At 72.6% G+C, this 23,614-nt stretch carries 26 protein-coding genes; 12 read left to right on the top strand and 14 right to left on the bottom strand.

What is annotated here, in order from left to right:
• Positions 1–36: 36 nt before the first annotated feature.
• The 5 genes from ACZ4TR_RS09690 to ACZ4TR_RS09670 form a co-directional block, all read right to left on the bottom strand.
• A complete protein-coding gene (locus ACZ4TR_RS09690; RefSeq protein ID WP_465287334.1) occupies positions 37–1,020 on the bottom strand; it encodes a tyrosine-type recombinase/integrase in 984 nt (327 codons plus the stop codon).
• A 545-nt stretch (positions 1,021–1,565) separates the two neighbouring features.
• On the bottom strand, positions 1,566–2,006 hold the full coding sequence (locus ACZ4TR_RS09685; RefSeq protein WP_465286650.1) for an SRPBCC family protein: 441 nt from the start codon (positions 2,004–2,006) through the stop codon (positions 1,566–1,568).
• A gap of 12 nt (positions 2,007–2,018) precedes the next feature.
• On the bottom strand, positions 2,019–2,351 hold the full coding sequence (locus tag ACZ4TR_RS09680; protein WP_465286649.1) for an ArsR/SmtB family transcription factor: 333 nt from the start codon (positions 2,349–2,351) through the stop codon (positions 2,019–2,021).
• Positions 2,348–2,797 (bottom strand): SRPBCC domain-containing protein, encoded by a 450-nt coding sequence (locus ACZ4TR_RS09675; RefSeq protein WP_465286648.1) that lies wholly within the window; start codon positions 2,795–2,797, stop codon positions 2,348–2,350. The genes ACZ4TR_RS09680 and ACZ4TR_RS09675 overlap by 4 nt, the downstream gene beginning before the upstream one ends.
• Before the next feature lie 31 nt (positions 2,798–2,828).
• Positions 2,829–3,347, bottom strand: a complete 519-nt coding sequence (locus ACZ4TR_RS09670; RefSeq protein WP_465286647.1) for a GNAT family N-acetyltransferase — start codon at positions 3,345–3,347, stop codon at positions 2,829–2,831.
• Between the two features lie 41 nt (positions 3,348–3,388).
• On the opposite strand from ACZ4TR_RS09670, the gene ACZ4TR_RS09665 reads away from it, so the two are divergent.
• Positions 3,389–3,949 carry a cupin domain-containing protein gene (locus ACZ4TR_RS09665; RefSeq protein WP_465286646.1) on the top strand — a complete coding sequence of 187 codons (561 nt, stop codon included), beginning with the start codon at positions 3,389–3,391 and terminating at the stop codon, positions 3,947–3,949.
• Here the strand turns inward: ACZ4TR_RS09665 and ACZ4TR_RS09660 are convergent.
• Entirely contained in the window at positions 3,946–4,920 is a 975-nt protein-coding gene (locus ACZ4TR_RS09660) for an SDR family NAD(P)-dependent oxidoreductase (RefSeq protein ID WP_465286645.1), read from the bottom strand. The two genes, ACZ4TR_RS09665 and ACZ4TR_RS09660, sit on opposite strands and share 4 nt — an antisense overlap.
• A 231-nt stretch (positions 4,921–5,151) precedes the next feature.
• Here ACZ4TR_RS09660 and ACZ4TR_RS09655 point away from each other — a divergent pair, with 231 nt between their 5' ends.
• Genes ACZ4TR_RS09655 through ACZ4TR_RS09645 form a run of 3 tightly spaced genes read left to right on the top strand, consistent with a single transcriptional unit; the run spans position 5,152 to position 7,852 of the window.
• A complete protein-coding gene (locus tag ACZ4TR_RS09655; RefSeq protein ID WP_465286644.1) occupies positions 5,152–5,607 on the top strand; it encodes an SRPBCC family protein in 456 nt (151 codons plus the stop codon).
• Between the two features lie 33 nt (positions 5,608–5,640).
• Positions 5,641–6,246, top strand: coding sequence for a TetR/AcrR family transcriptional regulator (locus tag ACZ4TR_RS09650; protein ID WP_465286643.1), 606 nt, complete (start codon positions 5,641–5,643; stop codon positions 6,244–6,246).
• The gene (locus tag ACZ4TR_RS09645) at positions 6,230–7,852 is read left to right on the top strand and encodes an acyl-CoA dehydrogenase family protein (RefSeq protein WP_465286642.1); all 1,623 of its coding nucleotides are present in this window, start codon (positions 6,230–6,232) and stop codon (positions 7,850–7,852) included. Before ACZ4TR_RS09650 ends, ACZ4TR_RS09645 begins: the two co-directional genes overlap by 17 nt.
• A gap of 23 nt (positions 7,853–7,875) precedes the next feature.
• Here the strand turns inward: ACZ4TR_RS09645 and ACZ4TR_RS09640 are convergent, their stop codons facing one another.
• Entirely contained in the window at positions 7,876–8,406 is a 531-nt protein-coding gene (locus ACZ4TR_RS09640; protein WP_465286641.1) for a TetR/AcrR family transcriptional regulator, read from the bottom strand.
• Positions 8,407–8,483: 77 nt separating this feature from the next.
• Here ACZ4TR_RS09640 and ACZ4TR_RS09635 point away from each other — a divergent pair, with 77 nt between their 5' ends.
• On the top strand, positions 8,484–9,698 hold the full coding sequence (locus ACZ4TR_RS09635; protein ID WP_465286640.1) for an FAD-dependent monooxygenase: 1,215 nt from the start codon (positions 8,484–8,486) through the stop codon (positions 9,696–9,698).
• Here the strand turns inward: ACZ4TR_RS09635 and ACZ4TR_RS09630 are convergent.
• On the bottom strand, positions 9,682–10,254 hold the full coding sequence (locus ACZ4TR_RS09630; RefSeq protein WP_465286638.1) for a TetR/AcrR family transcriptional regulator: 573 nt from the start codon (positions 10,252–10,254) through the stop codon (positions 9,682–9,684). The genes ACZ4TR_RS09635 and ACZ4TR_RS09630 overlap by 17 nt on opposite strands.
• A gap of 84 nt (positions 10,255–10,338) precedes the next feature.
• On the opposite strand from ACZ4TR_RS09630, the gene ACZ4TR_RS09625 reads away from it, so the two are divergent.
• Positions 10,339–11,349 (top strand): aldo/keto reductase, encoded by a 1,011-nt coding sequence (locus ACZ4TR_RS09625; protein WP_465286637.1) that lies wholly within the window; start codon positions 10,339–10,341, stop codon positions 11,347–11,349.
• Here ACZ4TR_RS09625 and ACZ4TR_RS09620 read toward each other — a convergent pair.
• The 5 genes from ACZ4TR_RS09620 to ACZ4TR_RS09600 form a co-directional block, all read right to left on the bottom strand.
• Positions 11,346–11,921 carry a DinB family protein gene (locus ACZ4TR_RS09620; protein ID WP_465286636.1) on the bottom strand — a complete coding sequence of 192 codons (576 nt, stop codon included), beginning with the start codon at positions 11,919–11,921 and terminating at the stop codon, positions 11,346–11,348. The two genes, ACZ4TR_RS09625 and ACZ4TR_RS09620, sit on opposite strands and share 4 nt — an antisense overlap.
• Before the next feature lie 200 nt (positions 11,922–12,121).
• Positions 12,122–13,219: an SWIM zinc finger family protein gene (locus ACZ4TR_RS09615; protein WP_465286635.1), complete on the bottom strand. Its 1,098-nt coding sequence runs from the start codon at positions 13,217–13,219 to the stop codon at positions 12,122–12,124.
• The gene (locus tag ACZ4TR_RS09610; RefSeq protein ID WP_465286634.1) at positions 13,216–15,732 is read right to left on the bottom strand and encodes a DEAD/DEAH box helicase; all 2,517 of its coding nucleotides are present in this window, start codon (positions 15,730–15,732) and stop codon (positions 13,216–13,218) included. Before ACZ4TR_RS09610 ends, ACZ4TR_RS09615 begins: the two co-directional genes overlap by 4 nt.
• A 44-nt stretch (positions 15,733–15,776) precedes the next feature.
• Positions 15,777–16,559 (bottom strand): ABC transporter permease, encoded by a 783-nt coding sequence (locus ACZ4TR_RS09605; RefSeq protein WP_465286633.1) that lies wholly within the window; start codon positions 16,557–16,559, stop codon positions 15,777–15,779.
• Positions 16,556–17,485, bottom strand: a complete 930-nt coding sequence (locus ACZ4TR_RS09600) for an ATP-binding cassette domain-containing protein (protein WP_465286632.1) — start codon at positions 17,483–17,485, stop codon at positions 16,556–16,558. Before ACZ4TR_RS09600 ends, ACZ4TR_RS09605 begins: the two co-directional genes overlap by 4 nt.
• A gap of 79 nt (positions 17,486–17,564) precedes the next feature.
• Between ACZ4TR_RS09600 and ACZ4TR_RS09595 the strand changes: the two genes are divergently transcribed.
• A complete protein-coding gene (locus tag ACZ4TR_RS09595; protein WP_465286630.1) occupies positions 17,565–18,341 on the top strand; it encodes a TetR/AcrR family transcriptional regulator C-terminal domain-containing protein in 777 nt (258 codons plus the stop codon).
• Here ACZ4TR_RS09595 and ACZ4TR_RS09590 read toward each other — a convergent pair.
• On the bottom strand, positions 18,324–19,493 hold the full coding sequence (locus tag ACZ4TR_RS09590) for a cytochrome P450 family protein (protein ID WP_465286629.1): 1,170 nt from the start codon (positions 19,491–19,493) through the stop codon (positions 18,324–18,326). The genes ACZ4TR_RS09595 and ACZ4TR_RS09590 overlap by 18 nt on opposite strands.
• An 86-nt stretch (positions 19,494–19,579) precedes the next feature.
• On the opposite strand from ACZ4TR_RS09590, the gene ACZ4TR_RS09585 reads away from it, so the two are divergent.
• The 5 genes from ACZ4TR_RS09585 (at position 19,580) to ACZ4TR_RS09565 (ending at position 23,614) form a co-directional block, all read left to right on the top strand.
• A complete protein-coding gene (locus tag ACZ4TR_RS09585) occupies positions 19,580–20,623 on the top strand; it encodes a TetR/AcrR family transcriptional regulator (protein ID WP_465286628.1) in 1,044 nt (347 codons plus the stop codon).
• A gap of 137 nt (positions 20,624–20,760) precedes the next feature.
• On the top strand, positions 20,761–22,035 hold the full coding sequence (locus tag ACZ4TR_RS09580) for an RNA polymerase sigma factor (protein WP_465286627.1): 1,275 nt from the start codon (positions 20,761–20,763) through the stop codon (positions 22,033–22,035).
• Complete coding sequence (locus tag ACZ4TR_RS09575) at positions 22,032–22,796, top strand: alpha/beta fold hydrolase (protein ID WP_465286626.1); 765 nt, start codon at positions 22,032–22,034, stop codon at positions 22,794–22,796. The genes ACZ4TR_RS09580 and ACZ4TR_RS09575 overlap by 4 nt, the downstream gene beginning before the upstream one ends.
• Positions 22,797–23,129 (top strand): YciI family protein, encoded by a 333-nt coding sequence (locus tag ACZ4TR_RS09570; RefSeq protein ID WP_465286625.1) that lies wholly within the window; start codon positions 22,797–22,799, stop codon positions 23,127–23,129.
• Positions 23,129–23,614 carry a GyrI-like domain-containing protein gene (locus ACZ4TR_RS09565; protein ID WP_465286624.1) on the top strand — a complete coding sequence of 162 codons (486 nt, stop codon included), beginning with the start codon at positions 23,129–23,131 and terminating at the stop codon, positions 23,612–23,614. Before ACZ4TR_RS09570 ends, ACZ4TR_RS09565 begins: the two co-directional genes overlap by 1 nt.

The raw sequence follows: 23,614 nt of genomic DNA, 5'->3' as shown, positions 1-23,614 counted from the left end.
CGTGAGTGTCGAGGACGGTTAGAACGCCCTCGACACTCACGACCCCAGACCGTCCAACGCCCGGTACGTCCGGTTGCTCGCCGCCGCCGCACGCTGCTCCCGGCCCGTCGCCTCGATGTAGTTCTGACTCGTCGCCAAACTCGCGTGCCCCAGCAACGCCATGATCTCCGACGCCGTCGCCCCGTCCTCCGCCAACCGCGTCGCGAACGTGTGCCGCAACGCGTGCAGATTCGCCCCCACCGGCACCCGGTCGTGCAACCCCGCCCCCCGATAACACGACTTCACCAGGTACTCCAGCGCACCCCGCCCGATCGGCTCACCCGACCGGTCCAGCAGCAACGGCGAACCAGGGGAGAACCGCACACTCGGGAACCGCACCCGGCACGACTCCCGGTACCGCTCGATCAGCTCCGCCAGCACCGGCTGCACCGGAATCGACCGATCCCGGCTGCCCTTCCCCGTCACGTGCAGCCGCAGCTCACCCGCACGCCCCACCAGCGACCGCGCCGTCAGCGCCCGCATCTCCGCCGCCCGCAACCCCGCCACCAGCCCCAGCGCGATCACCAGCACGTCCCGCTCCGGCCACGGATCCCGCGCGCGCCGCGAACCCGCGGCCGCCGCCGACAGCAACTGCTCCGGAGTTTCCTCACCCCGCAACGGTTTCGGCGTCAACGCCGGCGTCCGCGGCCGCGCCACCGCGCCCATCGGGTTGCCCTCCAGCAGCCCGTCCGCCACGCAGAACGTCAGGAACTGGTTCCACGTCGACCAGGCACGCAGCACCGAGCTCTTCGCGTGCCCGTCGGCGAACACCCCGAACACCGCCCGCAGCGCCGGCCCGCTCAGATCGGCGACCTCCAGGTCCTCGGCCGGGCGGCCGAGCTCCGAAACCAGGAGAGTGGTGATCCCGGCGAGGTCACGGCGGTAGGCGTCGGTGGTGTGCGGGGAGTCCTTGCGGGGCCGGCGGGCCGCGAAGAAGGCTTGCTGGGCCTCGGAAACCTTCATGTGGATCTTGTACAGCACACCACCGACAATTCCGGTCGCCGGGTCACCGCCCATTTCATGCATAATAGTGATTATGCATGAAATGTCGGTTTAGCCCGGAATGAACCTCCCGGGGGATCCAGGCTCTCTCGACGACGTCTTCGAGGCCCGGATCGCCCCTTCGGCACGCGCGGCGGGATGCGTACATATGTTCGACCGCCGTGGAGCCGTCTGAGATGCCTTCGGGGCGACCGACCGCCGGGCGAGCTCCTAAGACGTCAACTTCGCCAGCTGCTGGCTTGCGACGCCGTCTACGACCTTCTTGGTTTCGTCACCGTGACGTTTTTAGGTCGGGTGGCAGCGCATCGGATCCACGGCCTCAGGGGATCCTCCTGCGGCCTCCGGAGGCGCCTCAGGGGCCACCTGAGCCCGGACGGCAGCAGAACGCCCGCCGCGAACCTCAGCAGGAGCCGTCCTGATGAACCGGACGCACCTCCGGCGAACCCGGCCCGTTGGCACCCCCTCCCGGCTCTCCGCCACGTCGTGTCTTCAAGTGCCGATAATGTACATTATGTCAAGTAAGGTCAGTGCCAGTCGCTGATCATCACGTCCCGTGGGCTCGGGGCGCCCTCCCCGGTCTCGGCGAGCTGCTTGAGGCTCAGGAGGTAGACGGCCCACTTCGTGCTGCAGTGGTGCATGAACTCGACCGGCTCGCGCCAGCCTTCGTGCTTGAAGAGGACGATCGTGTAGTCGCCGCGCTGTTCGAGCTCCCAGCGGATGGTCGTGCCGATCCACTCCGGCGGCCCGTCGACGACCTCCCAGCGGACGAGCCGGCCCGGGTCGAGCTCGACGACCTTCATGTCGAACCCGCCGGGGATGAACCGGAACGCGATGACGCCGCCGAGGTCGGTGTCCCCCACGGTCTTCTCGGTCCACCAGGCCGACAGGCCGTCGAGGGTGGTGAGTGCCTCGTAGACCTTCTCGGGTGAGGACTTCTCGATGCCGATGCGGTGCAGGATGTCCATGGTCGTGCCTCTCTAGAGGTTCTTCTGGATGGTCTCGGCGATGCGCTTGATGCGGCGGAGCCGGGCGTCCCAGGTGGCGCCGACGTCGGCGAGCTGCGCGACGGCGCGGGCCAGCTGGGCTTCGTCGACGCGGTAGTGCTTTTCGCGGCCGGCGGGTGTCGCGTGCACGAGGCCGGCGCGGTCGAGGACGGCGAGGTGTTTGGCGACGGCCTGGCGGGTCACCGGGAGGTGTTCGCTCAGGCTGGTCGCGGTGGCGCTGCCGTCGTCGAGGAGCAGGTCGAGCAGGCGGCGGCGGGTCGGGTCGCCGATGGCCGACCAGAGGTCGTCGTCCACGGCGGTGCTCACGGGGCCGTCGTTCCGACCTTGGCGGCGTAGCCGGGCAGGCGGGGCAGGAAGTGGTCCCAGCCGCTGACGTGGTCGGCGTACTCGGCGGCGATCTTGGCTTCGTCCCAGCCGCGTTCGCGGAAGCCGGTTTCGGTCATCCGGAGTCGGGTGCCGGTGCCCGAGGGCTCGAGTTCGAAGACGACGAGGAACGAGTTGCCGGGTGCGGCGGTCTCGCCGTCGGCGTGGGTCCAGCGGAAGGAGAAGAGTTTCGGGGGTACGGCGTCGACGACAGTGAAGCGGACCCAAGTGCCGCCGAAGCCGATGCGGCCTTCTCCCCCGGCTTCGACGGGGTATTCGGCCTCGTCGGGCCACCATTCGCGGAGGTGTTCGGGGCTGCTGACGACGTCGAAGACGACTTCGGGGGTGGCGTCGATGTGGATTTCGCGGTCGAGGGTTCCGTGTTCCATGCCGGCTCCTTGTGCAACGTTTGGTTGCGTGTCACGTTAGCGGTGCCGGCGGCGATACGCAACCATCGGTTGCATGAAGGTCCTTCTGGACCCAGGCGACGTCGCGCCACGCGCCGTGCTTCCAGCCGACCCGGCGGTAGACGCCCGCGGGTTCGAACCCGAGTGCGCGGTGCAGGCCCGCGCTGGCGTCGTTCGGGAGCGTCATCCCGGCGAAGGCGCGGTAGAAACCGTTGTCCCGCAGGCGTTCGAAGAGCGTCTCGTACAGTGTGCGGCCGGCGCCGGTGCGGCGGCGGCCGCGTTCGAGGTAGATGCTCGTCTCGCACGACCACCGGTAGGCGGCGCGTTCGGCGAAGCGGTGGGCATAGGCGAAGCCGGCGACGCGGCTGTCGTCTTCGAGGACGAACCAGGCGTGGGCGTCGTCGATCCTCCGGGCCATTTCGGCGGCGGAGGGCGGCTCGGTCTCGAAGGAGATGACGGTGTCGGTGACGTAGGGCGCGTAGAGGGCGGCGCAGGCGGCGGCGTCGGCCGGGAGAGCGTCTCGGATCAGCATGGCTCACATGGTAGCCAGATATGGTCGTATAGTATCAACCCATGACCGATCCCCTGACCGCTCGCCTGGCCACCACCGTGCACGCGGCGCGGACGTCCCTGGGGCTCTCCGCCGCCGCCCTGGCCGAGGCGTCCGGGGTTTCGCGGGCGATGATCGGCAAGATCGAGCGAGGCGACGTGCAGCCGACGGCGGCGTTGCTGGCGAAGCTGTCGGCCGCGCTCGGGATGACGCTCTCGGAGCTGATCGCGCGAGCCGAGGGCGACGAACGACGGCTGGTGCGCGCGGCCGAGCAGCCGGTGTGGGTGGATCCGGGCACCGGGTACCGGCGGCGTGCGGTCTCCCCCGCCGCCGGCCGCCCGCTGGAGCTGGTCGAGATCGAGCTGCCCGCGGGTGCCGAGGTGCCGCTGCTCGCGAGCGCGTTCCTGCATCAGCAGATCTGGGTGCTGGACGGGCACCTGCGCCTGCGGGAAGGCGCCGAGGTGCACGAGCTGGACGCCGGGGACTGCCTGCAGCTGGGGACCGCGCCGGAGCGGGTGTTCGCGAACCCGGGGTCGCTCCCCTGCCGGTACCTGGTGGCGCTGGTGCCGCGGGCCGGCCGCTAGCTCGGCGGGATGGCGTCGACGCCGGTCAGTTCGGCCGACAGCGCCCAGAGCCGCGCGGCCTGCTCGGGATCGACGGCGTAGCCGCGGACGCCGACGCGGTGGCGGACGGGGGTGACGCCGTCTTCTTCGAGGGCGGGCTCGGCGACGTCGCAGTCTTCGAGGTAGACCCCGCCGAGGCCGTCGAGCCGGGGCGAGGTGGCGGCCCAGACCTGGGTGGCGGCACCGGCTTCCGGTGTTTTGAAGTAGCTGGTGGGATTGCCGTGTTCGTCGACCCAGCCGTTCGCTCGCCACTCGTCCCGCGGGACGTGGCGCAGGAGGTTGGTCATGATCGAGCCGGGATGCAGGGCGAAGGCCCGCACCCCGCGGTCGCGGCCGAGCCGGTCGAGGTGGACGGCGAACAGGACGTTGGCGGTCTTGGCCTGTCCGTAGGCGAGCCACCGGTCGTAGCCGTGTCCGAAGTGGACGTCGTCCCAGCGGATCGGCGAGAAGTGGTGGCCGCGCGAGGACACGGCCACGACGCGGGCGCCGTCGGCGATGGCCGGCCAGAGGTGGTTGACCAGGGCGAAGTGGCCGAGGTGGTTGGTGGCGAACTGGGCTTCCCAGCCGGGGCCCACGCGGGTTTCGGGGCAGGCCATGACGCCGGCGCTGCCGACGACGAGGTCGAGGCGGCGGCCGGTGGCGAGGAAGCGGCCGGCGAAGGCGTGGACACTGGCGAGGTCGGCGAGGTCGAGTTCGCCGACCTCGGTGTTCGCGATCCCGGCAAGGGCTTCCTCGGCCGTGGCACGCCGGCGAGCGGGAACGATGACGTGGGCGCCGGCGCCGGCCAAGGCACGAGTGGTCTCCAGCCCGATGCCGGAGTAGCCGCCGGTGACGAGAGCGAGCTTGCCGGTCAGGTCGAGGCCGGCGAGGACCTCGGCCGCGGTGCTGGTGGCGCCGAAACCGGAGCCGATCTTGTGCTGCGGAGTGGTCATGGTCCGACCGTAGGAGCTGGAGCGCGCTCCAGGGCAAGGGCGAGATGGTGGTGTGGAGCGGGTTCTGGTGCTGGGCAGCGACGGCGAACACGGCGGTGCTGCTGAACCTGTCGCTGCCGCGGTGTGCGTGGCGGGCGTTGCGCGGGGGCGCGAGCGGTGGGACTTCTGGTCGTGGCTGCTGACCTGCCGAAGGCCGCCTGTCGAGCCATAGTCAGGAACTACCCTTTTGCCATGGTGGAAGTGACCGTGGAAGAGACCGTGTCGTGCACTGCGGACGCCTTTCTCGAGCTGGTCATGGACCCGCGGCGGTACGCGGAGGTCGACCGCAAGCTGGGCCGGATCGACTGGGTGCACCGGGACGGGGACGTCACCGAGTTCCGGTTCCGTTCGGCGTTGCCCGGGCTGGGGCCGGGCCCGAAGATCGTGTCGCGGATGACCTTGACGCCGGGCGAGCGCGTGGAGGTGCGCCTCCCCGACCGGCCGGAGAACCGGCTGGCCCGGCGGTTCTCGACGTTCGAAGCGTCCTTCGCGTGCGTGCCGGCCGACGGCGGGATCCGGGTGACCCGGCGGATCGCGTTCGGGTTCGCCGCTCCCCTGCGCTGGCTGGCAGAACCGGTCCTGCGGCGGAAGCTGCGAGCCGACGTCGAGGCTGAGGTGCGGGGCGCGAAGCGGCTCCTGGAGCGTTGACTGAAGTAATGAATCAGTGCTTCACTTCTTGACGTGCCCTACCGCCGCACCCCGAAGGTCCAGGAACGTCTCGACGCCCAGCGCGAGACGATCGTCGCCGCGGCGACCGAACAGCTCGCCGAGCACGGCTACAGCGGCTGCTCCGTCTCCGCCGTCGCCGAGCGGGCCGGGGTGGCCGTCGGGAGCGTCTACCGGCACTTCCCCACCAAGGCCGACCTGGTCGTGCACGTGTTCCGGCAGGTCGTGACGCGGGAGGTCGAGGCCGTCCGGGCCGCGTCCGCCCGGCCCGGCGAGCCCGCCGAGCGCGTCTTGGCGGTGTTCGAGACCTTCGCCCAACGCGCCCTGAAAGCCCCGAGGCAGGCCTACGCCCTGCTGGCCGAACCGGTCGACGCGCGGATCGATGCCGAACGGCTCGAGTTCCGGCGGGCGTTCACCGAGGTCGTCGCCGAGCACGTTGCGGCCGGCGTCAAAGCCGGTGCGGTGCCGCCGCAGGACGGCCGGCTCACCGCCGCCGCGCTGGTGGGTGCCGCCGCCGAAGTCCTGATCGGCCCGTTGACCAGCGGTAACGCCGGTGACGTCGCCGAGCTCCGCACGTTCGTCGTCCGCGCTCTAGGAGGTTCCGATGCCCGCCACGCATGAGGTCACCAACCAGGTCCCGCCGCTGCAGGGCCACGACGTCGCCGACGACCCGACGCTGCTGGCCGGGCTCGAGCGGGCCGGCGCGGGCTGGGCGTCGGACGAGCTGCACGAGCTGGGCCGGCTGGCCGGGAGCGAGCAGGCTCAGGAGTGGGGCCGGGTGGTCAACGAGAACGAGCCGGTGCTGCGTACCCACGACCGGTACGGGCACCGGATCGACGAGGTCGAGTTCCACCCGTACTGGCACGACCTGATGACCGTCGCGGTCAAGCACGGTCTGCACGGCACGCCGTGGCAGGACCCCCGCGCAGGCGTGCACGCGGCCCGGGCGGCGAAGTTCTACGTCTGGGGGCAGGTCGAGGCCGGGCACAGCTGCCCGATTTCGATGACATACGCGGCGATTCCGGCGCTGCGGGCCAACCCGGAGCTGGCCGCGCGGTACGAGCCGCTGCTGGCGGCGACCGAGTACGACTTCGGGCTGCGCGAGCCGAGCACCAAACGCGGCCTGGTCGCGGGCATGTCGATGACCGAGAAGCAGGGCGGCTCCGACGTCCGCGCCAACACGACCACGGCCACCCCGAGTGCCGACGGCAGCTACACCCTCGTCGGGCACAAGTGGTTCACCTCCGCGCCGATGTCGGACATGTTCCTGACGCTCGCCCAGGCTCCGGGCGGGCTCTCGTGCTTCCTGCTCCCCCGCGTCCTGCCTGACGGCTCGCGCAACCCGATCCGGCTGCAGCGGCTGAAGGACAAGCTGGGCAACCGGTCCAACGCGTCCTCGGAGATCGAGTACGACCACGCCGTCGGCTGGCTCGTCGGCGAAGAGGGCCGCGGAGTCCGGACCATCATCGAGATGGTCAACAACACCCGCCTGGACTGCACGCTCGGCAGCGCGTCCGGGATGCGGCTGGGCGCGGTCCGCGCGGTCCACCACGCGACGCACCGGCACGCGTTCGGCAAGGCGCTGGCCGACCAGCCGCTGATGGCGAACGTGCTCGCGGATCTCGTGGTCGAGTCCGAAGCGGCGACGACGGTGGCGATGCGGCTGGCCGCGGCGGGCGACCGGCGTGACGACGAGCAGGAGCAGGCGTTCCGGCGGCTGGGCCTGGCGGTGTCGAAGTACTGGGTGTGCAAGCGGGCGCCGATGCACGCGGCCGAAGCGCTCGAGTGCTTCGGCGGCAACGGGTACGTCGAGGAGTCGGGCATGCCGCGGCTCTACCGCGAGGCGCCGCTGTCGTCGATCTGGGAGGGCTCGGGCAACGTCGCCGCGCTGGACGCGTTGCGCGCTATGGGAAAGCAGCCGGAGTCGGTGGCGGCGTTCTTCGCCGAGGTGGAGCAGGCGGCCGGCGGCGACGCGCGCCTGGACGACGCCGTCGACCGCGTCCGCAAGGAGCTGACCGACCTCGACGCGATCGAGTACCGGGCGCGGCGGGTGGTCGAGGCGATGGCGCTGGTGCTGCAGGGATCGCTGCTGGTGCGCCACGGGCACCCGGCGGTCGCGGACGCGTTCTGCGCGTCCCGCTTCGGCGGCGACTGGGGTATCGCGTTCGGCACGCTGCCGGCCGGGGTGGACACGGGCGCGATCATCGACCGCGCGGCGGTCCGCTGACCGACGTGCGCTGAAGGTGCCTTTCAGCCGAGCGCGTCGAGGGCGCCGGCGACCGCCGCGGCCTTGAGCTCCTCGACGGGGGCGTCGGGGAACTGCATGCAGACGTCCTGGAGGCCGCCCAGTGCCAGGATGGCGCGCGCCTGGTGTTCGAGGGTCGGCGAAGGGCCGCAGATCAGCTCGGTGAGCCGGGTCCGCCAGGCGAGCACCCGGTCGATGAGCCCGAGGTCGGCCAGCGTCGGCATCTCGGCCAGCAGCATGATGACGTCCGCGCGGTGGCGGTAGTTGAAGTCGAAGAACCCTTCGATCAGCTCCCGTACCGGCGCGTCCCCGCGGGCTTCCTGGCCGAGGAGGAAGTTCTCGCCGTCGTCGAGCATGGGCTGGACGATGCTGCGGACCAGTTCGTCGCGCGAGGGGAAGTGGTAGTAGAGCGCGGGCTTGGTGATGCCCAGCCGGTCGGCGATGTCCTGCAGGCTGGTGCGCTGCACGCCTTGGGTCGTGAACAGCTCGCGTGCGACGTCGAGGATGCGCTGCTTGGTGTCGGAGGGTTTCGGCACGACCCCAGCATAACTGACTTAACGATAGGTAAGGACCTGTGGTACAACTTACCTACCGTTAAGTCAGGGAGGTACTCATGCGGATTCTGATCTCGGGGGCCAGCATCGCGGGTCCGGTGCTCGCCTATTGGCTCACCCGCCACGGCTTCGACGTCACGGTCGTCGAACGCGCCCCGGTGCTGCGCAAGACCGGCGGCCACGCCGTCGACCTGTTCCGGCCCGCCATGGACATCACCGAACGGATGGGCGTGCTCCCGCGCGTCGAAGCCCGCAAGACCGGCACCACCCGGATGACGCTGCACCGCGAAGGCGCGCGCCGCCCGGTGCGGGTGGACCTGGCGAAGATCTACCGCGCCACCTCCGACCGGCACGCCGAGATCATGCGCGACGACCTCAGCGAGATCTACTACGACGCCGGCCGCGACGACGCCGAGTACCTCTTCGGCGACTCGATCACCAGCATCTCCCCGGACGGCGACGTCACCTTCGAGCACGCCGCGCCGCGCCGGTTCGACGTCGTCGTCGGCGCCGACGGGCTCCACTCGAACGTGCGCCGCCTGGTCTTCGGCGAGGAAGCCGGCCTGACGAAGTTCATCGGCGCCTACCTGGCCGTGCTCTCCATGCCGGACACCACCGGTCTCGGCGACGGCGAAACGGTCCTGCACCTCGGCCCGGGCCGGACCGCCGGCGTGTACAGCGCCCGCCACCTCGACGAAGCCCGCGCGGTGTTCCTGTTCCGCCGCGACGAGCCGCTCGACTACCACCACCGCGACGTCGCGCGGCAGCAGGAGCTGCTGCGCGAGGCCTACGCGGGGATGCACCCGCAGGTCGACGGCTGGCTGGCCGAGCTGACCGGCTCGGGCCCGTTCTACTTCGACTCGATCACCCAGCTCGGCCTCGACTCGTGGTCACGCGGGCGCGTCACGCTCGTCGGCGACGCCGGCTACTGCCCCGGCCCGGCGGTCGGCGGCAGCACCAGCCTCGCGGTGCTGGGCGCCTACGTCCTGGCCGGCGAGCTGGCCGCGGCGGGCGGCGACCACGAACGCGCTTTCGCCGCCTACGAACGGGAAATGGGCGAGCTGGTGCGCAAAAGCCGGGCGTTCGCCGTCGGAGCCGCCCGGAGCCTGATCCCCGGTTCTCGCGCCGGGGTGTGGGCGCTGGCGCGCGGCGGCCAGCTCGTCTCGGCCCTGCCGGCCCGTGTCACGACGGCGCTGGCGAAGCTCAACACCGGCGGTGTGCGGATGCACGACTCGATGCGGGTCAAGGACTACGCGGTCACGCCCGTGCGCTGAGCCCGTCGGTCAGGATCGCGACCATCCGCTGGTTGTACTCCAGGTCTTCGCCGCGCACCGGCTGGCACAGCAGAGCCACGGCGTGCAGGAGGTCCTTCGCGCTGACGTCGGCGCGGACCTCCCCCGCCGCGGCCGCCGCGCCCAGCAGGGCGCCCAGGACCGGTTCCATCCGCTCCATGAAGTAGCCGGGCAGCGCGTCGAACGCCGGGTCGCCCGAATGCAGGGCCGCGGCGAACCCCCGCTTCGTGCCGACGAAATCGGTGTAGCGGCGCAGCCACTTCCGCAGCGCTTCGCCCGGCTCGTGGCGGGCGCTCAGCGCCGGTCCGGCCTGCGCCACGACGTCGATTTCGCGGTGCAGCACCGCCGCGATCAGGTCGGCGCGCTGCGGGAAGTGCCGGTAGAGCGTGCCGACGCCGACCCCGGCCAGGTCGGTGATCTCCTTCGCGGGCGCGTCCACTCCCGAGGTCGCGAAGACGCTCTTCGCCGCTTCGAGCAGTGCGTCGACATTGCGCTGGGCGTCGGCACGCCGCCGGCGCGGTGCGGCGCTCTCGGTCATAACCCTCCTCGGGGTAGCTAAGCGGAAAGGCTTTCCGTATAGTTGCGGAAAAGCTTTCCGCTTAAGGCTACCCGAGGAGTCCCCATGCAGTACCGCACCCTGGGCCGGACCGGCATCAAGGTCAGTCCCTACGCCCTGGGCACGCTGATGTTCGCGACCTCGATCGGCAACGCCGATCCCGCCGACTCGGCCCGCGTCCTCCACAAAGCACTCGACGCCGGCATCAACTTCATCGACACCGCCGACGCCTACGGCGACTCCGAAGAGATCGTCGGCAAGGCACTGGAAGGCCGGCGCGACGACGTCGTGCTCGCCACCAAGTTCGGCCGTCCGACCGGCCAGGACCCCAACCACCAGGGCGCGTCACGGCGCTGGATCGTCACCGCGGTCGAGCACTCGCTCAGGCGCCTGCGGACCGACCACATCGACCTCTACCAGCTGCACCGCCCCGACCCCGGCACCGACATCGAGGAGACCCTCGCCGCGCTCACCGACCTCCTGCGCAGCGGCAAGGTCCGCGCGATCGGCGCGTCCGGTACCCCCGCTTCCGGCATCGTCGAAGCCCACTGGGCCGCCGAACGCCACGGCCTCACCGGGTTCCACACCGAGCAGCCGGTCTACTCCCTGCTCAACCGCGGCATCGAACGCGAGATCCTGCCCGTCAGCCGCCGCTTCGGCATGGGCACCCTGGTCTGGGGTCCGCTCGGCCAAGGACTGCTCACCGGCCGCCCGCACGACGAACTGCGCCGCGCCGCCCTGGTCCGCCACCTCAACGATGAAACCCGGCTCGACGTCGTCGCGAAGTTCACCGCCCTCGCCGCGGAAGCCGGCCTGCCCATGACCCACCTCGCGATGGCGTTCGCCATCACCCACCCGGACGTGACGAGCGCGCTGCTGGGGGCCCGCACGACGGCCCATCTCGACGACCTGCTGACCGGCCTGGACGTCACCCTCTCCGACGACATCCTCGACCGCATCGACGAGATCGTCCCGCCGGGCACCGACGTCGGCACGCTCGACCAGACGTACCGGCCGCCGGCGCTCGAGAACCGCGCGTTGCGGCGCCGGCCGCTCACCGGACGCGCCGCCGCCTAAGCCGTGTGGTGACGTTCGGCCGCGTCCCGCACCCGCGCCCCGTACCGGTCCCACCAGGCGGCGTCGCCGATGTCCTCGCGGTCGGCGCCGCCACGGCCGTCGATCAGCTCACGGACGATGTCCGCGTGGCCCGCGTGGTGTGCGGTCTCCGCGGTCACCCGCACGAGCAGCGAGCCGAACGTCGTCTTCCGCCGCTCCTCCGGCCACCACGGCACCGACGCCGGCGCATCAAGCGGCAGCTGCTCGATCGACTCGTCGGTGTGCCGCCACGCGGTCCGGTACAGCTCGACCAGCTCCTCCCGGGTCTCCTCGGCGGTGGCCCACATGTCCGCGCCGTCCCAGATCGACCCGTCCTCGACCCACGGCAGCCGGACCGGGGACGGCCGGCCGACGCAGTCGCCGAGGTAGCCGAGCTCGCCACCGGCCAGGTGCTTGACCAGGCCCAGCAGGTTCGTGGCCGTCGGGGTCATCGGGCGGCGGATGTCGTACTCGCTCAGCCCGGACAACGAGCCGAGCACGCTCTCGCGTTTCTCCTGGAGGTACCGGTGCAGATCGGCGGCGATAGCGTCCATGCGCGCACGTTAGCGCCGGGCACCGACAAAACAGGGCGGGCGCGCGAGGAGTCAGCACCCGCGCGCCCGCACCCCCAGTGGGCCCGGCGGGAACCCCGCCGTTGGGGAGAGGAGACACCGGGGACGACGCTGGATACCGCCCGGCGCCACGAAAATCCCTGCCCAGGCGGGGGTTCACCCCGTGAAGAAGCGTCCGGGAATCAGCCGAGCAGCAGCCCCGGATCGGACTCCGGCGGACCCGCGGGCCACCACTCGCCGCCCTCGCGCCGGTACGGGTGCCACCGGCCCCGCCGGTCGAGCCGGACCTGCACCTCCCCGGCCGTGCACCGGTTGCGGTCGAACACCGGCTCCTCGTCGGTGACGTCGGCGAGCGCGGCCCGCGCGGCCGCCAGCGCCGCCTTCGGGGGCGTCCACGGCGCATCCAGCACCTCGAGACCCTCACGCCCGCCGTGGGTCCACGCCGCGACCGCCCGATCGAACCCGGGCCCCTCGCCCATCCGCGAAGCCGCCGCGGGGAACTCCGCGGCCAGCCGGACCGTGTCGTGACGCCGTCCCGGCCACGGCTCGCCCGCCAGTATCGCCGCGGCCTGAGCCGAAGCGTTCGCCGCCAGCAGGGCGAAGGCGTCGGCGGGCACTCCGGGCGCGGCCGGAATCGACGGCGCCCCCGACGGCTGGAACCCCGCGAGATCCGGGAGCTCTCCCGGCGTCCGGTCCTCGACGACCAGGTCCACCCGCGGCGCCGTGCGGCTCTCCAGCTCCTCGCGGATCTCCCGCTCACCCTTGCCGCGCATCAGCAACAGCAGGAACGGGTCCGCGTCCAGCAGCCACGACGCCTGGAACGACAGCGCCGCCGCGTGCCGGCACGGCAGCTCCCAGCCCGCGCAGTCGCACTCCGGGTCCAGGTCGCCGATCCCGGGCAGCAGGTGGACGCCGGCGTCGTCGGCCGCCGCCACCAGGTCGTGCGGCATGTCCCGGTCCAAGAGCGCCGCCAGGTGCCCCGCCCGCGAGGCGACCCGGTCGAGGAACCGCGTCCAGTCCACTTCGGACAGCTCCGCCAGCCGCAGCTCGGTGTGGAACGGGCCGCCGTCGACGTCGTCGACCGCCGCGGCGATCCGGCCCGGGCTCACCGTGATCGGGCCGACCAGCCCGGCCGCGGCGTACTTGCGGCCTTTCTTCAGCTGCCCCAGGTCGAGCGCAGTGTCCTCCATCGCGCTCACCCAGGCCCGCCCCCACCAGGAGCGGGCCGAACGCCCGGCCGCTCCGAACGCGGGGAACCCGCGCACCGCCTCGTCGCTCATCCGCGGCTCCTCAGCTCGACGAGCTCCGCGAGCTCGGTGTCGGTCAGTTCCGTCAGCGCCGCCTCGCCACCGGCCAGCACGGCGTCGGCCAGCGCCCGTTTCTCCCGCAGCATGGCCGCGATCCGGTCCTCGACCGTGCCCTCGGCGACGAGCCGGTGCACCTGCACCGGCCGGGTCTGCCCGATCCGGTACGCCCGGTCGGTCGCCTGGTCCTCCACCGCCGGGTTCCACCAGCGGTCGAAGTGCACGACGTGGTCGGCGCGCGTGAGGTTCAGCCCGGTGCCGGCCGCCTTGAGCGACAACAGGAACACCGGTACCTCGCCGGCCTGGAACCGCTCGACGAGCTCTTCGCGCCGCGCGACCGGGGTGCCGCCGTGCAGCAGCTGCGTGCCGATCCCCCGCCCGGCCAGGTGCTGCTCCAGCAGCCGGGCCATGGCGACGTACTGGGTGAACACCAGCACCGCGCCGCCCTCGGCGAGGATCGTGTCGAGCAGTTCGTCGAGCAGCTCCAGCTTCCCGGAGCGGCCGCCGGGCTCTTTCAGGTACTGCGCCGGGTGGTTGCAGATCTGCTTGAGCGCGGTCAGCAGCTTGACGATCCGGCCGCGCCGGGCCATCCCGTCGCTCGCGGCGATGCCGGCCATCATCTCCCGCACCACCGCCTCGTACAGCGCCGCCTGCTCCGGGCTCAGCGCCACCGGCCGGTCGGTCTCGGTCTTCGCCGGCAGCTCGGGCGCGATCCCCGGATCGGATTTGCGGCGCCGCAACAGGAACGGCCGCAGCAACCGCGAAAGCCGCTCGGCCGCGACGCGATCCCCGGCCTCGATCGGTTTCGCCCATCGCGCCCGGAACTCGCTCAGCGACCCCAGCAGCCCCGGCGCCGACCAGTCGAGGATCGCCCACAGCTCCGAGAGGGTGTTCTCCACCGGCGTGCCGGTCAGCGCCACCCGCGCGGCCGCGGGCACCAGCCGCAGCGCCTTCGCCGTGCCCGACCGGTGGTTTTTGACGTGCTGGGCCTCGTCGGCGACCAGCAGCCCCCACCGGATCGCGGCCAGGGGCGCGGGATCGGTGCGCAGCGTGCCGTAGGTGGTGAGCACGAACCCGTCGAGTTCCTCGAGCGAGCGCGCGCTGCCGTGGAAGCGCCGCACCGGCACGCCCGGGGCGAACCGGCGGATCTCGCGTTCCCAGTTGCCCAGCAGCGACGCCGGGCAGACCACCAGCGTCGGCCCGGACGCGCGGTGCAGGTGCAGCGCGATCAGCGTGACCGTCTTGCCCAGGCCCATGTCGTCGGCGAGGCAGCCGCCGAGGCCGAGCCCGGTCACCGTGGCCAGCCACTGCAGCCCGCGCAGCTGGTAGTCCCGCAGCGTCGCGGCCAGCCCGGCCGGCGGCACCTCGGGCTCCGGCGCCGCCGACAGCCGTTCCCGCAACCGCGCGAGCCAGCCCTCGGTGACGACCTCGACCGGCTCGCCGTCCACCTCGGTGGTCCCGGTCAGCACCGCGCCCAGCGCGTCGACCGGCATCAGCGGCTTGAGCGTCCGCTCGCGGGCCTTCGCCGCCAGCGCCGGGTCGACCAGCACCCAGCGGTCGCGCAGCCGCACCACCGGCCGGCGGGCCTCGGCGAGCGCGTCCAGCTCCGCCGCGGTCAGCACCTCACCGCCCAGGGCGAGCTGCCAGTCGAACTCCAGCGCCCGGCCACCGCCGAAGAACGACGGCAGGTCACCCGGTGCGTCCCCGGCGTTCACCACGGCCCGCGCGGTCAGCGACCCCGCGAGTTCCGCCGGCCAGTGCACGTCGATGCCCACCGCCGCGAGCCGGGGGGCCGCGGCCGCGACCAGCTCGGTGACGTCGTCCTCGCCCAGGGTCAGCTCGTCCGGTACCGCCGAAGTGAGCAGCGGGCTCAGCGCCGGCCACACCTGCGCGCCCCGGCGCAGCGCGAGCACGACGTCGATGCGCGCCCGCGGCCCGAACCGCCCCGTCTCCCACAGCTGCGCCGCGTCGGCGACCTGGCCCGGCTCGGCGAGGCTGTGCACCTGCACGACGGCGTGGAAGCGGCCGGTTTCGAAGCCGCCGGGCGCCTCGACCCGCAGCGACACCCGGATGCCCGAGTCGAGCCCGGCGGCCAGCTCGTCGGCCCAGTCCCGCACCGGCTCCGCCCGCTGGGGCGCGACGGCGGCGAACAACCGCGTCCCGGCCGCCTTCGCCGCGGCGGGCGTGCGGGGCAGGGTGTCGGCGACGGCGTCGAGGAACGCCCGCAGCAGCGGCCCCGGCGCCCGCTCGTCCACCGGCATCGCGGCCGCGAGATCCCGCAGCCACGCGGCTTCCGCCGGTTCGAGCGGTCCGGCGCGCCAGGCGTCGTAGCCGGCCTCGGTGACGCCCGGCAGCAGCCGGCCCGCCGCGACGAGCCGTAGCGCGGCCCTCGCCGCGGTCGCCCAGAACGCCGTGGCGGGATCGGGGTCGTCGGCCCTCAGCAGTTCCGGCAAGCCCTCCACCAGGGACAGCCGGCGCCCGTCGAGCACCAGCCGTCCCGCGCGTGGGGGTTCTCCCGGTTCGAAGTCGGCGTTCAGTTCCCCAGCCTTTCGTATCGGCGCACGGACAACGGCACGAACACCGCGAGCAGCACCAGCGGCCACACCACCGCCATGAGCACGGAGTGCGCGCTCACCCAGGACGTCCCGGCCGCGCCCGGGTTGCCGAACAGCACCCGCGCCGCCGTCACCGTGGAGGACAACGGGTTCCACTCCGCCACGGTTCCCAGCCACGCCGGCATCGTCGCGGTCGCCACGAACGCGCTCGAGAGGAACCCGAAGGGGAATTCCAGGGTCTGCGCGAGCGTCACCATCGACGGATCGGTGGTCAGCAGGCCGAGGTAGATCCCGGCCCACACCAACGCCGTCCGCAGCAGGAGCAGCAGCCCGAACGCGGCGAACGTCTCGGCCGGGCTGCCGTGCGGCTGCCAGCCGACGGCGAACCCGCACCCGAGCAGCACCACCAGCGCGAGGACCGCGTTCACCAGGTCCGCCGCGACCCGGCCGGTGAGCACCGCCGAAGGAGCCATCGGCAGCGACCGGAACCGGTCGGTGACGCCCTTGGCGGCGTCGTCCAGCACCGCGATCATGGTGCCCGACAGCCCGAAGGCCATCGTCATCGCGAACATCCCCGGCATCAGGAACTCGCGGTAGGACCCGCCGCCGGGCACGGTCATCCCGCCGCCGAGCAGGTAGGCGAAGATCAGCACCATCAGGATCGGGAACGCCACCACGGTGGCCAGCCGGGCGGGCCGCCGCGCCAGGTGGGCGAGGTACCGCCCGGTGAGCGTCCAGCCGTCTTCGAGAGCCCATCTCATCGCGGCACCTTCCCCGTCAGCTCCAGGAACACTTCGTCGAGCGTCGGGTGCCGCAGCGCCACGTCGGCGACCGCCAGGTCCGCCGCCCCCAGCTCGCGCACCACGCCGGTCAGCATCGCCGCTTCGGCCGGTGCGCTGACCCGCAGCTCGTCGGTGACCGGCTCGGCCCCGGTGACCCGGGCCAGCAACGCCGCCGCCGCGCCGACGACGTCGGGATCGGTCAGCACCAGTTCGATCCGGGTCGCGCCGAGCGAACCCTTCAGCTCCGCCGGGGTGCCTTCGGCGATCACCCGGCCGTGCTCCACCAGCGAGATGCGGTCGGCCAGCCGGTCGGCTTCCTCCAGGTACTGCGTGGTGAGCAGCCCGGTCGTGCCGTCGGCGACGAGGGACCGCACCGCCCGCCAGACCTCGATGCGGCTGCGCGGGTCCAGCCCGGTCGTCGGCTCGTCGAGGAACAGCACCCGCGGGGCGGCCAGCAGCGACGCCGCCAGGTCCAGCCGCCGGCGCATCCCGCCGGAATACGCGGAGACCGGCTTCGACCCGGTGTCCGCGAGCTCGAACCGCTCCAGCAGGTCGTCGGCGCGTCGGGCGGCCTCGCGCCGGCCCAGGTGGTGCAGCCGGCCGAACAGCACCAGGTTCTGCCGCCCGGACAGCAGTTCGTCGACCGCCGCCTGCTGCCCGACCAGCCCGATCGAGGAGCGCACTTTCGCTGCTTCGGTGGCGACGTCGAAGCCGGCGACCCGGGCGGTGCCGCCGTCGTGGCGCAGCAGCGTGGAGAGCACGCGGACGGCTGTGGTCTTGCCGGCGCCGTTGGGCCCCAGCAGGCCGTGCAGCGAGCCGGCCGGGACCGAAAGATCGAACCCATCGAGGGCGTACGCGTCGCCGTAGCGCTTGCGAAGTCCCTCGGCGTGGATCTGCGGAGTCATCCTCCCCCTTTACTCTGTACTGTGTACGAAGTAGAGGTTAGCACAACTCTGTACGACGTACGAAAATCAGGTGAGCAGAATGAGCGGCGTGAGCACGGAGGACAACGACGGCGGCGACCCGCGACGGGCGATCGAGCTGCTCTGGGGCGTCCCCGGAACCCCGCGGCGCGGCCCGAAACCCAAGCTGACCACGGCCGACGTCGTGCGCACGGCCATCGCGCTGGCCGACGCCGACACGATCGACGCCGTCACCATCCGCCGCGTCGCCGAGCAGCTCGGCGTCTCCCCCATGTCGCTCTACACCTACGTGCCGGGCCGGGCCGAGCTGCTCGACCTGATGATCGACCACGCCCACGGCGAGCTGCCGATCCCCGACACCGACCTCGGCTGGCGCGAAGCACTGACCGCCATCGCCGACGCCCAGTGGGCACTGTTCCACCGCCACCCCTGGCTGCTGCAGGTCACCACCAGCCGCTCGGCGCTCGGCCCGCACAGCTTCGCCAAGTACGAACACGAGCTGCGCGCGGTCGAGGGCATCGGGCTCGACGACGTCGAGATGGACGCCGCCGTCGCCCTCGTCACCGGCCTGGTCCGGACCACCGCGCGCAGCTCCCTCGACGCCGCGCGCTTGGTCCGCACCAGCGGTCTGACCGACGCGCAGTGGTGGCAGCGCGCCGCGCCGGTGCTGGCCGGGATCCCGGCGGCCGCCGCGGAGCACTACCCCCTGGCTTCCCGGGTCGGCCAGGCCGCGGGCGAGGCCCACAACGCCGCGGAAGACCCGGCCTACACCTTCCGCTTCGGCCTCGCCCGCGTCCTCGACGGCATCGAGGCGCTGGTGTCAGAGCGTCAGCAGTAGTTCCGCGGGACGCCACGTCCCGCCGTCGGGCGCGCGCGGCACGTCGCCGGCGAGCGCCAGGTCCGGGAAGCGGGCGAAGAGCGCCGAAAGCGCCACCTCCGTCTCCACCCGCGCGATCGACGCCCCGAGGCAGAAGTGCGGGCCGTGCGAAAACCCCAGCTGCGCGGGCCCTTCGCGGGTGACGTCGAGCCGGTCCGCGTCGGCGAACACCCGCGGGTCGCGGTCGGCGGCCACCATCGCGGCCGTCACCCGCTCGCCCGCGCGGATCACCTGCCCGTCGAACTCGACGTCTTCCCGGGCGAAGCGGGGCGTGGTCAGCAGTTGCGGGCTGCAGAAGCGCATCAGCTCCTCGACCGCGCCCGGCCACAACGCCGGATCCGCACGCAGCGCCGCGAGCTGCTCCGGGTGCCGTAGCAGGGCTTCCACGGCGTTCGAGATCAGGTTCACCGGGGTCTGCCCGGCCAGCACGAGGTGCCAGACCAGCGTGACCAGCTCGGTGTCGGTGAGCCGGTCGTCGTCCTCGGCCCGCACGAGGTCACCGATCAGGTCGTCACCGGGTTCGGTCCGGCTGCGCGCCACCGCGTCCTTCGCGCCCTCGATGATCTCCGGGATCGCGGCGGCGAAGTCCGGGCCCACCCCGCCGGCGACCGCGGCGCCGTACTCCCGCCAGCGCGGCCGGTCGGCTTCGGGAATGCCGGTCATCTCGCAGATGACGTCCATCGGCAGCGGCCGCGCGAAGTGCGGCACCAGATCGACGACGCCGTCCTCGGCGTGGGCGGGCAGCTCGTCGAGCAGCCGCTCGGTGAGCGTCACCAGCCGTGGCCGCAGCCGCGCCGCACGTTTCGGGGTGAACGCCGGCGCCACGAGCCGGCGCAGCCGCAGGTGCTCGGGCCCGTCCTGTTCGGCCATCGTCCGCATGTACTCGAGGCAGTGCTCGGGGATGCCGGGAGGGCGCATGAAGCTCTCCGCTCGCACTTCGAACCGCGGGTCGGCGAGCATCGCGCGGGCCTGGGTGTAGCGGGTCAGGGCCCAGAACGGGCCGAAGCCGGGGATGACGAGTTTCGCCACCGCGCTCACTTCCCGGGCCTGGTCGTAGGCGGTGAACGGGTCGGTGAGGACCTTCAGGTCGGTCAGGTCGATTTCGGGGGTCATCCGCAACTCCACATGTTCACATCAGATGTTCTGATCATCTCAGTGGTCACGGTATCTTGACCGGCGACGCCGCGGCAAGGAGGACGATGGTCAGGCTCAGCAGGACGGAGACCCAGGAGCGCAACCGCGCGAAGGTCCTCTCCGCCGCCCGCGACGAGTTCGCCCGGCGCGGCTTCCGCGACGCGAAGATCGACGTCATCGCCGAACGCGCCGAGCTCACCCGCGGCGCGGTCTACTCCAACTTCCCCGGCAAACGAGCCCTGTACTTCGCGGTCCTGGCCGATCTCGCCGAACGGGCGTCCCGGCCCGCCACGCCACCGCCGCACCCCACCGCGGCCGACGTCCTGGCCGCGTTCGCGCGCGCGTGGGTCGCGCGCCTGCCCCTGGCCACCGACGACGACAGCGGCGACGCCCGCCTCGGCCGCGACCTGCTGCCCGAGATCCTCGCCGACGAGCACACGCGGCGGCCGTTCGCGCAGCTCATGCGCGTCGAGGCGATCCTGCTCGGGCTCGCCCTGGAACGGCTGCGCCCGGGACGGCGCCTGGTCCGCGTCGCCGAAGCCGCCCTCACCACGCTGCACGGCGCGAGCCAGCTCGCCGCCGCGGCGCCCGGCTTCGGCGAGCCGTTCCACATCGTCTCCGCCTGCACCGCGCTGCTCGACCTCGACCTCAGCGACGACTGGCCGGCCGTTCCGCCGATCACGAGCCAGGCCCGGCCCGCCGACCAGCCGTGGACCCCGCCCGCGGCCACCGACCTGCTGACCGGCGCACCGTTCCGGCCCGGCGACGGCGTCGTCACCATCCTCGGCCTGCACCGCGCCGCCGCCTTCGAAGAAGCCGTGCGCGCCGGCGCCGACGTCACCGCCGTCCTCGTCACCAGCGACCCCGGCGAACTCGCCCCGCTGGCCCGGCTCGCCGTCGCCGACCTGCGCGGCTGCCTCGACCAGGCCATCGCGCCCCCGGAACGGCCCCGCCTGCGGCTCGTCTGCGACGCGACCGGCGAGCTCGCCACGGCCGCCGGCGTCACCGCGGTCAGCGACGCCACCGAGACGGCCATCCGCGTCGAAGACGGCCGGATCGTCGTGCGCGCCGAGGGGTACGGCGCCTGCCACGCGGCAGCGACCGGGTAGGAGCGCCGGCCCCGAAAGGTCTTGAATGAGTCATTCAGGACCTCCGGCGACCTGAATGACTCATTCAAGACCACGGGGTGCTGTCGGTTCCGGGCCCGGCCGTTCGTCGGGTGGGTGAACCGGCGGAAGGAGTGGCGGTGGACGTCGAGAGCGCGGTCGCGGAGGCGTTCCGCGAGGAGTGGGGCCAGGTCGTGGCCACGCTCATCCGGATCACCGGCGACTGGGACCTCGCCGAGGAGTGCGCCCAGGAGGCGTTCGCCCTCGCCCTGCGCACCTGGCCGCGCGACGGCGTCCCGAAGCGGCCCGGCGCCTGGCTGACCACCGCCGCCCGCAACCGCGCCACCGACCGGCTCCGCCGCGAGACCGCCGGCGCCGCCAAGCTCCGGGAGGCCGCCCTGATGCACGTCATCGAAGAACCCGAGAGCGACGACAGCGGCGTGACCGACGACCGGCTGCGGCTCATCTTCACCTGCTGCCACCCGGCCCTGGCCACCGAAGCCCAGGTCGCGCTCGCGCTGCGCACCCTGGCCGGGCTGTCCACCGCCGAGATCGCCCGCGCCTTCCTCGTCCCGGAAGCCACCATGTCCCAGCGGCTCGTGCGGGTGAAGCGCAAGATCCGCCACGCCGGCATCCCGTACCGCGTCCCACCCGCGCACCTGCTGCCCGAACGCACCGCCGCCGTCCTCGGCGTGCTGTACCTGACGTTCAACGAGGGCTACTCCGCCAGCGCCGGACCCGACCTGCTGCGCCCCGACCTCGCCGCCGAAGCCGTCCGGCTCGCCCGCGTCCTGGCACGCCTCATGCCGGACGAACCCGAGGCCCTCGGCCTGCTCGCCCTGATGCTGCTGCAGCACGCCCGCCGCGCCACCCGGGCCGGCCCCGACGGCGAACTCGTCCCGCTCGAGGAACAGGACCGCACCCGGTGGGACGCGGGCGAAATCGCCGAGGGCACCCAGGTCCTGGAGACGGCACTGCGCCGGCGGCGGCCGGGGCCGTACCAGATCCAGGCCGCCATCGCGGCCTGCCACGCCACCGCCGTGACGCCCGCCGACACCGACTGGGCCCAGATCGCCGGGCTCTACGGCGAACTGCGCAAGCACGTCCCGAGCGCCGTCGTCGAGCTCAACCGGGCCGTCGCGGTCGGCATGGCCGACGGCCCGCTCGCCGGGCTCGCCCTGCTCGACGACCTGACGATGGACGGCTACCACCTGCTGCCGGCCACCCGCGCCGACTTCCTCCGCCGCTTGGGCCGCCACGCCGAAGCCGCCGGCTGGTACGCGAAAGCGCGTGACCTCGCGCCCACCGAGGCCGAACGCGCGTACCTGACGCGAAGAATTTCGGAGACGGTGTCGGTCCCCGGCGCGCCCGTTCGTCGGCCGGGTGAACCCCGACCACCGGAGGAAAGCCCATGACCACCCTCGCCGTCCCCGGCGCCACCCTCACCTACGACGTCACCGGCCGCGGTCCGGTGCTGCTGCTGGTTCCCGGCGGCCCCGCCGACGCCGCGGTGTTCACCCACATCCGGCCGGTGCTGGCCGAGGACCACACCGTCGTCACCTACGACCCGCGCGGCCTCGGCCGCAGCCCTCTCGACGGCGAACCCGGGGACGACGTCCTCCGCCAGCACGCCGACGACGTGCACCGGCTGCTCGCCGAAGCCGGCCCCGCGGACGTGTTCGCCAGCAGCGGCGGCGCCATCACGATGCTCGACCACGTCGTGCGGCACCCCGGTGACGTCCGCACGGTCGTGCTGCACGAACCGCCGGTCACGCGCTACCTGCCCGCGGGAGCCCTCGACGGGCCCGACATCCCGGCGCTGTTCCGCGACCAAGGCCTCGGCCCGGCCTTCGCCGCCTTCATGGCGCTCGTGGGGGTCGACCCCGTGCCCCCACTCGACCCGCGTGGCGAAGGCAACTTCACCTACTTCTTCCGCCACCTGATGGCGGCCACCGGCGGCTACGAACCCGATCTCGACGCGCTGCGGGCGACGTCCGCGCGGCTGGTCGTCGCCGTCGGCGAGAAGTCCGCCGGGTCGACGGCCCACGAAACCGCCCTCGGGCTCGCCACCGGCCTCGGCCTGACCGCCGTGGAGTTCCCGGGCGACCACGGCGGGTTCGCCCTCGAACCGGAAGCCTTCGCCGCGCGCCTGCGCGAAGTACTGGAAGGACGCTGAATGCGATACCTGCTGATGATCGCCGGCGACGAGACCGCCGAGGAACACCAGTACGACGGCTGCGACGGCTGGGGCGAAGACCTGGCCCGCCGCGGCAAGATCCACGGCGGAGGCGGCCTGCGCCCGCCGTCGGAAGCCACCACGATCCGCGTCCGGGACGGGGAAGTGCTGCTCACCGACGGGCCGTTCACCGAGGCCAAGGAACAGATCGGCGGCTACGTCGTCCTCGAGTGCGACGACCTCGACGAAGCCCTCGAGCTCGCGGCCAAGCACCCCGCCGCGACCTACGGCAGCATCGAAGTCCGCCCGATCTTCGTCCCGGAAGGACTCTGATGCCGGCCATCGTGGACCGCCCGGCCCAGCGGTACGTCGCCGAGCGCGCCACCCTCGGGCTCGAGGAGTTCCCGCGCATCGCCGACCGGCTGCCACCGCTCATCGGCGCTCTGGCCGGCCACGGGATCGTCCCGGCCGGCGCGCCGTTCTTCCGCTACCGCGTGCTGCACCCGGGGATGCGGTTCACCGTCGAGGCCGGGATCCCGATCGAGGGCGGGTTCAGTCCGGACGAACCGGCGTTCGTCGGCGAGGTCCCGGCCGGGAAGTACGTCCTGGAGACCTACGTCGGCGCCCCCGACGGCCTGGCCGCCGCGACCGCGGAAGTCCTGGCCTGGGGCGCCGCCGAGGGCGTCACGTGGGACGTCACCGAAGGCCCCGACGGCGAGGAGTGGGGTGGCCGCCTGGAAGTGCTGCGCACCAACCCTCTCGAGGTGCCCGACCCGGACCAGTGGGTCACCGACCTGCTCTTCCGCCTCGCGGACTGA

Source organism: Amycolatopsis sp. NPDC028719, assembly GCF_055565395.1.
The sequence above is the reverse complement of the archived record's forward strand: the minus strand, read 5'-3'. Positions and strand labels throughout refer to the sequence as shown.

Bases quoted from the DNA above. Each gene is read 5' to 3' on its own strand.
- ACZ4TR_RS09685 (WP_465286650.1), bottom strand. From the start codon at position 2,006: ATGGACATCCTGCACCGCATCGGCATCGAGAAGTCCTCACCCGAGAAG.
- ACZ4TR_RS09675 (WP_465286648.1), bottom strand. From the start codon at position 2,797: ATGGAACACGGAACCCTCGACCGCGAAATCCACATCGACGCCACCCCC.
- ACZ4TR_RS09670 (WP_465286647.1), bottom strand. From the start codon at position 3,347: ATGCTGATCCGAGACGCTCTCCCGGCCGACGCCGCCGCCTGCGCCGCC.
- ACZ4TR_RS09665 (WP_465286646.1), top strand. From the start codon at position 3,389: ATGACCGATCCCCTGACCGCTCGCCTGGCCACCACCGTGCACGCGGCG.
- ACZ4TR_RS09660 (WP_465286645.1), bottom strand. From the start codon at position 4,920: ATGACCACTCCGCAGCACAAGATCGGCTCCGGTTTCGGCGCCACCAGC.
- ACZ4TR_RS09655 (WP_465286644.1), top strand. From the start codon at position 5,152: ATGGTGGAAGTGACCGTGGAAGAGACCGTGTCGTGCACTGCGGACGCC.
- ACZ4TR_RS09645 (WP_465286642.1), top strand. From the start codon at position 6,230: ATGCCCGCCACGCATGAGGTCACCAACCAGGTCCCGCCGCTGCAGGGC.
- ACZ4TR_RS09635 (WP_465286640.1), top strand. From the start codon at position 8,484: ATGCGGATTCTGATCTCGGGGGCCAGCATCGCGGGTCCGGTGCTCGCC.
- ACZ4TR_RS09630 (WP_465286638.1), bottom strand. From the start codon at position 10,254: ATGACCGAGAGCGCCGCACCGCGCCGGCGGCGTGCCGACGCCCAGCGC.
- ACZ4TR_RS09625 (WP_465286637.1), top strand. From the start codon at position 10,339: ATGCAGTACCGCACCCTGGGCCGGACCGGCATCAAGGTCAGTCCCTAC.
- ACZ4TR_RS09620 (WP_465286636.1), bottom strand. From the start codon at position 11,921: ATGGACGCTATCGCCGCCGATCTGCACCGGTACCTCCAGGAGAAACGC.
- ACZ4TR_RS09615 (WP_465286635.1), bottom strand. From the start codon at position 13,219: ATGAGCGACGAGGCGGTGCGCGGGTTCCCCGCGTTCGGAGCGGCCGGG.
- ACZ4TR_RS09605 (WP_465286633.1), bottom strand. From the start codon at position 16,559: ATGAGATGGGCTCTCGAAGACGGCTGGACGCTCACCGGGCGGTACCTC.
- ACZ4TR_RS09600 (WP_465286632.1), bottom strand. From the start codon at position 17,485: ATGACTCCGCAGATCCACGCCGAGGGACTTCGCAAGCGCTACGGCGAC.
- ACZ4TR_RS09595 (WP_465286630.1), top strand. From the start codon at position 17,565: ATGAGCGGCGTGAGCACGGAGGACAACGACGGCGGCGACCCGCGACGG.
- ACZ4TR_RS09590 (WP_465286629.1), bottom strand. From the start codon at position 19,493: ATGACCCCCGAAATCGACCTGACCGACCTGAAGGTCCTCACCGACCCG.
- ACZ4TR_RS09585 (WP_465286628.1), top strand. From the start codon at position 19,580: ATGGTCAGGCTCAGCAGGACGGAGACCCAGGAGCGCAACCGCGCGAAG.
- ACZ4TR_RS09575 (WP_465286626.1), top strand. From the start codon at position 22,032: ATGACCACCCTCGCCGTCCCCGGCGCCACCCTCACCTACGACGTCACC.
- ACZ4TR_RS09570 (WP_465286625.1), top strand. From the start codon at position 22,797: ATGCGATACCTGCTGATGATCGCCGGCGACGAGACCGCCGAGGAACAC.
- ACZ4TR_RS09565 (WP_465286624.1), top strand. From the start codon at position 23,129: ATGCCGGCCATCGTGGACCGCCCGGCCCAGCGGTACGTCGCCGAGCGC.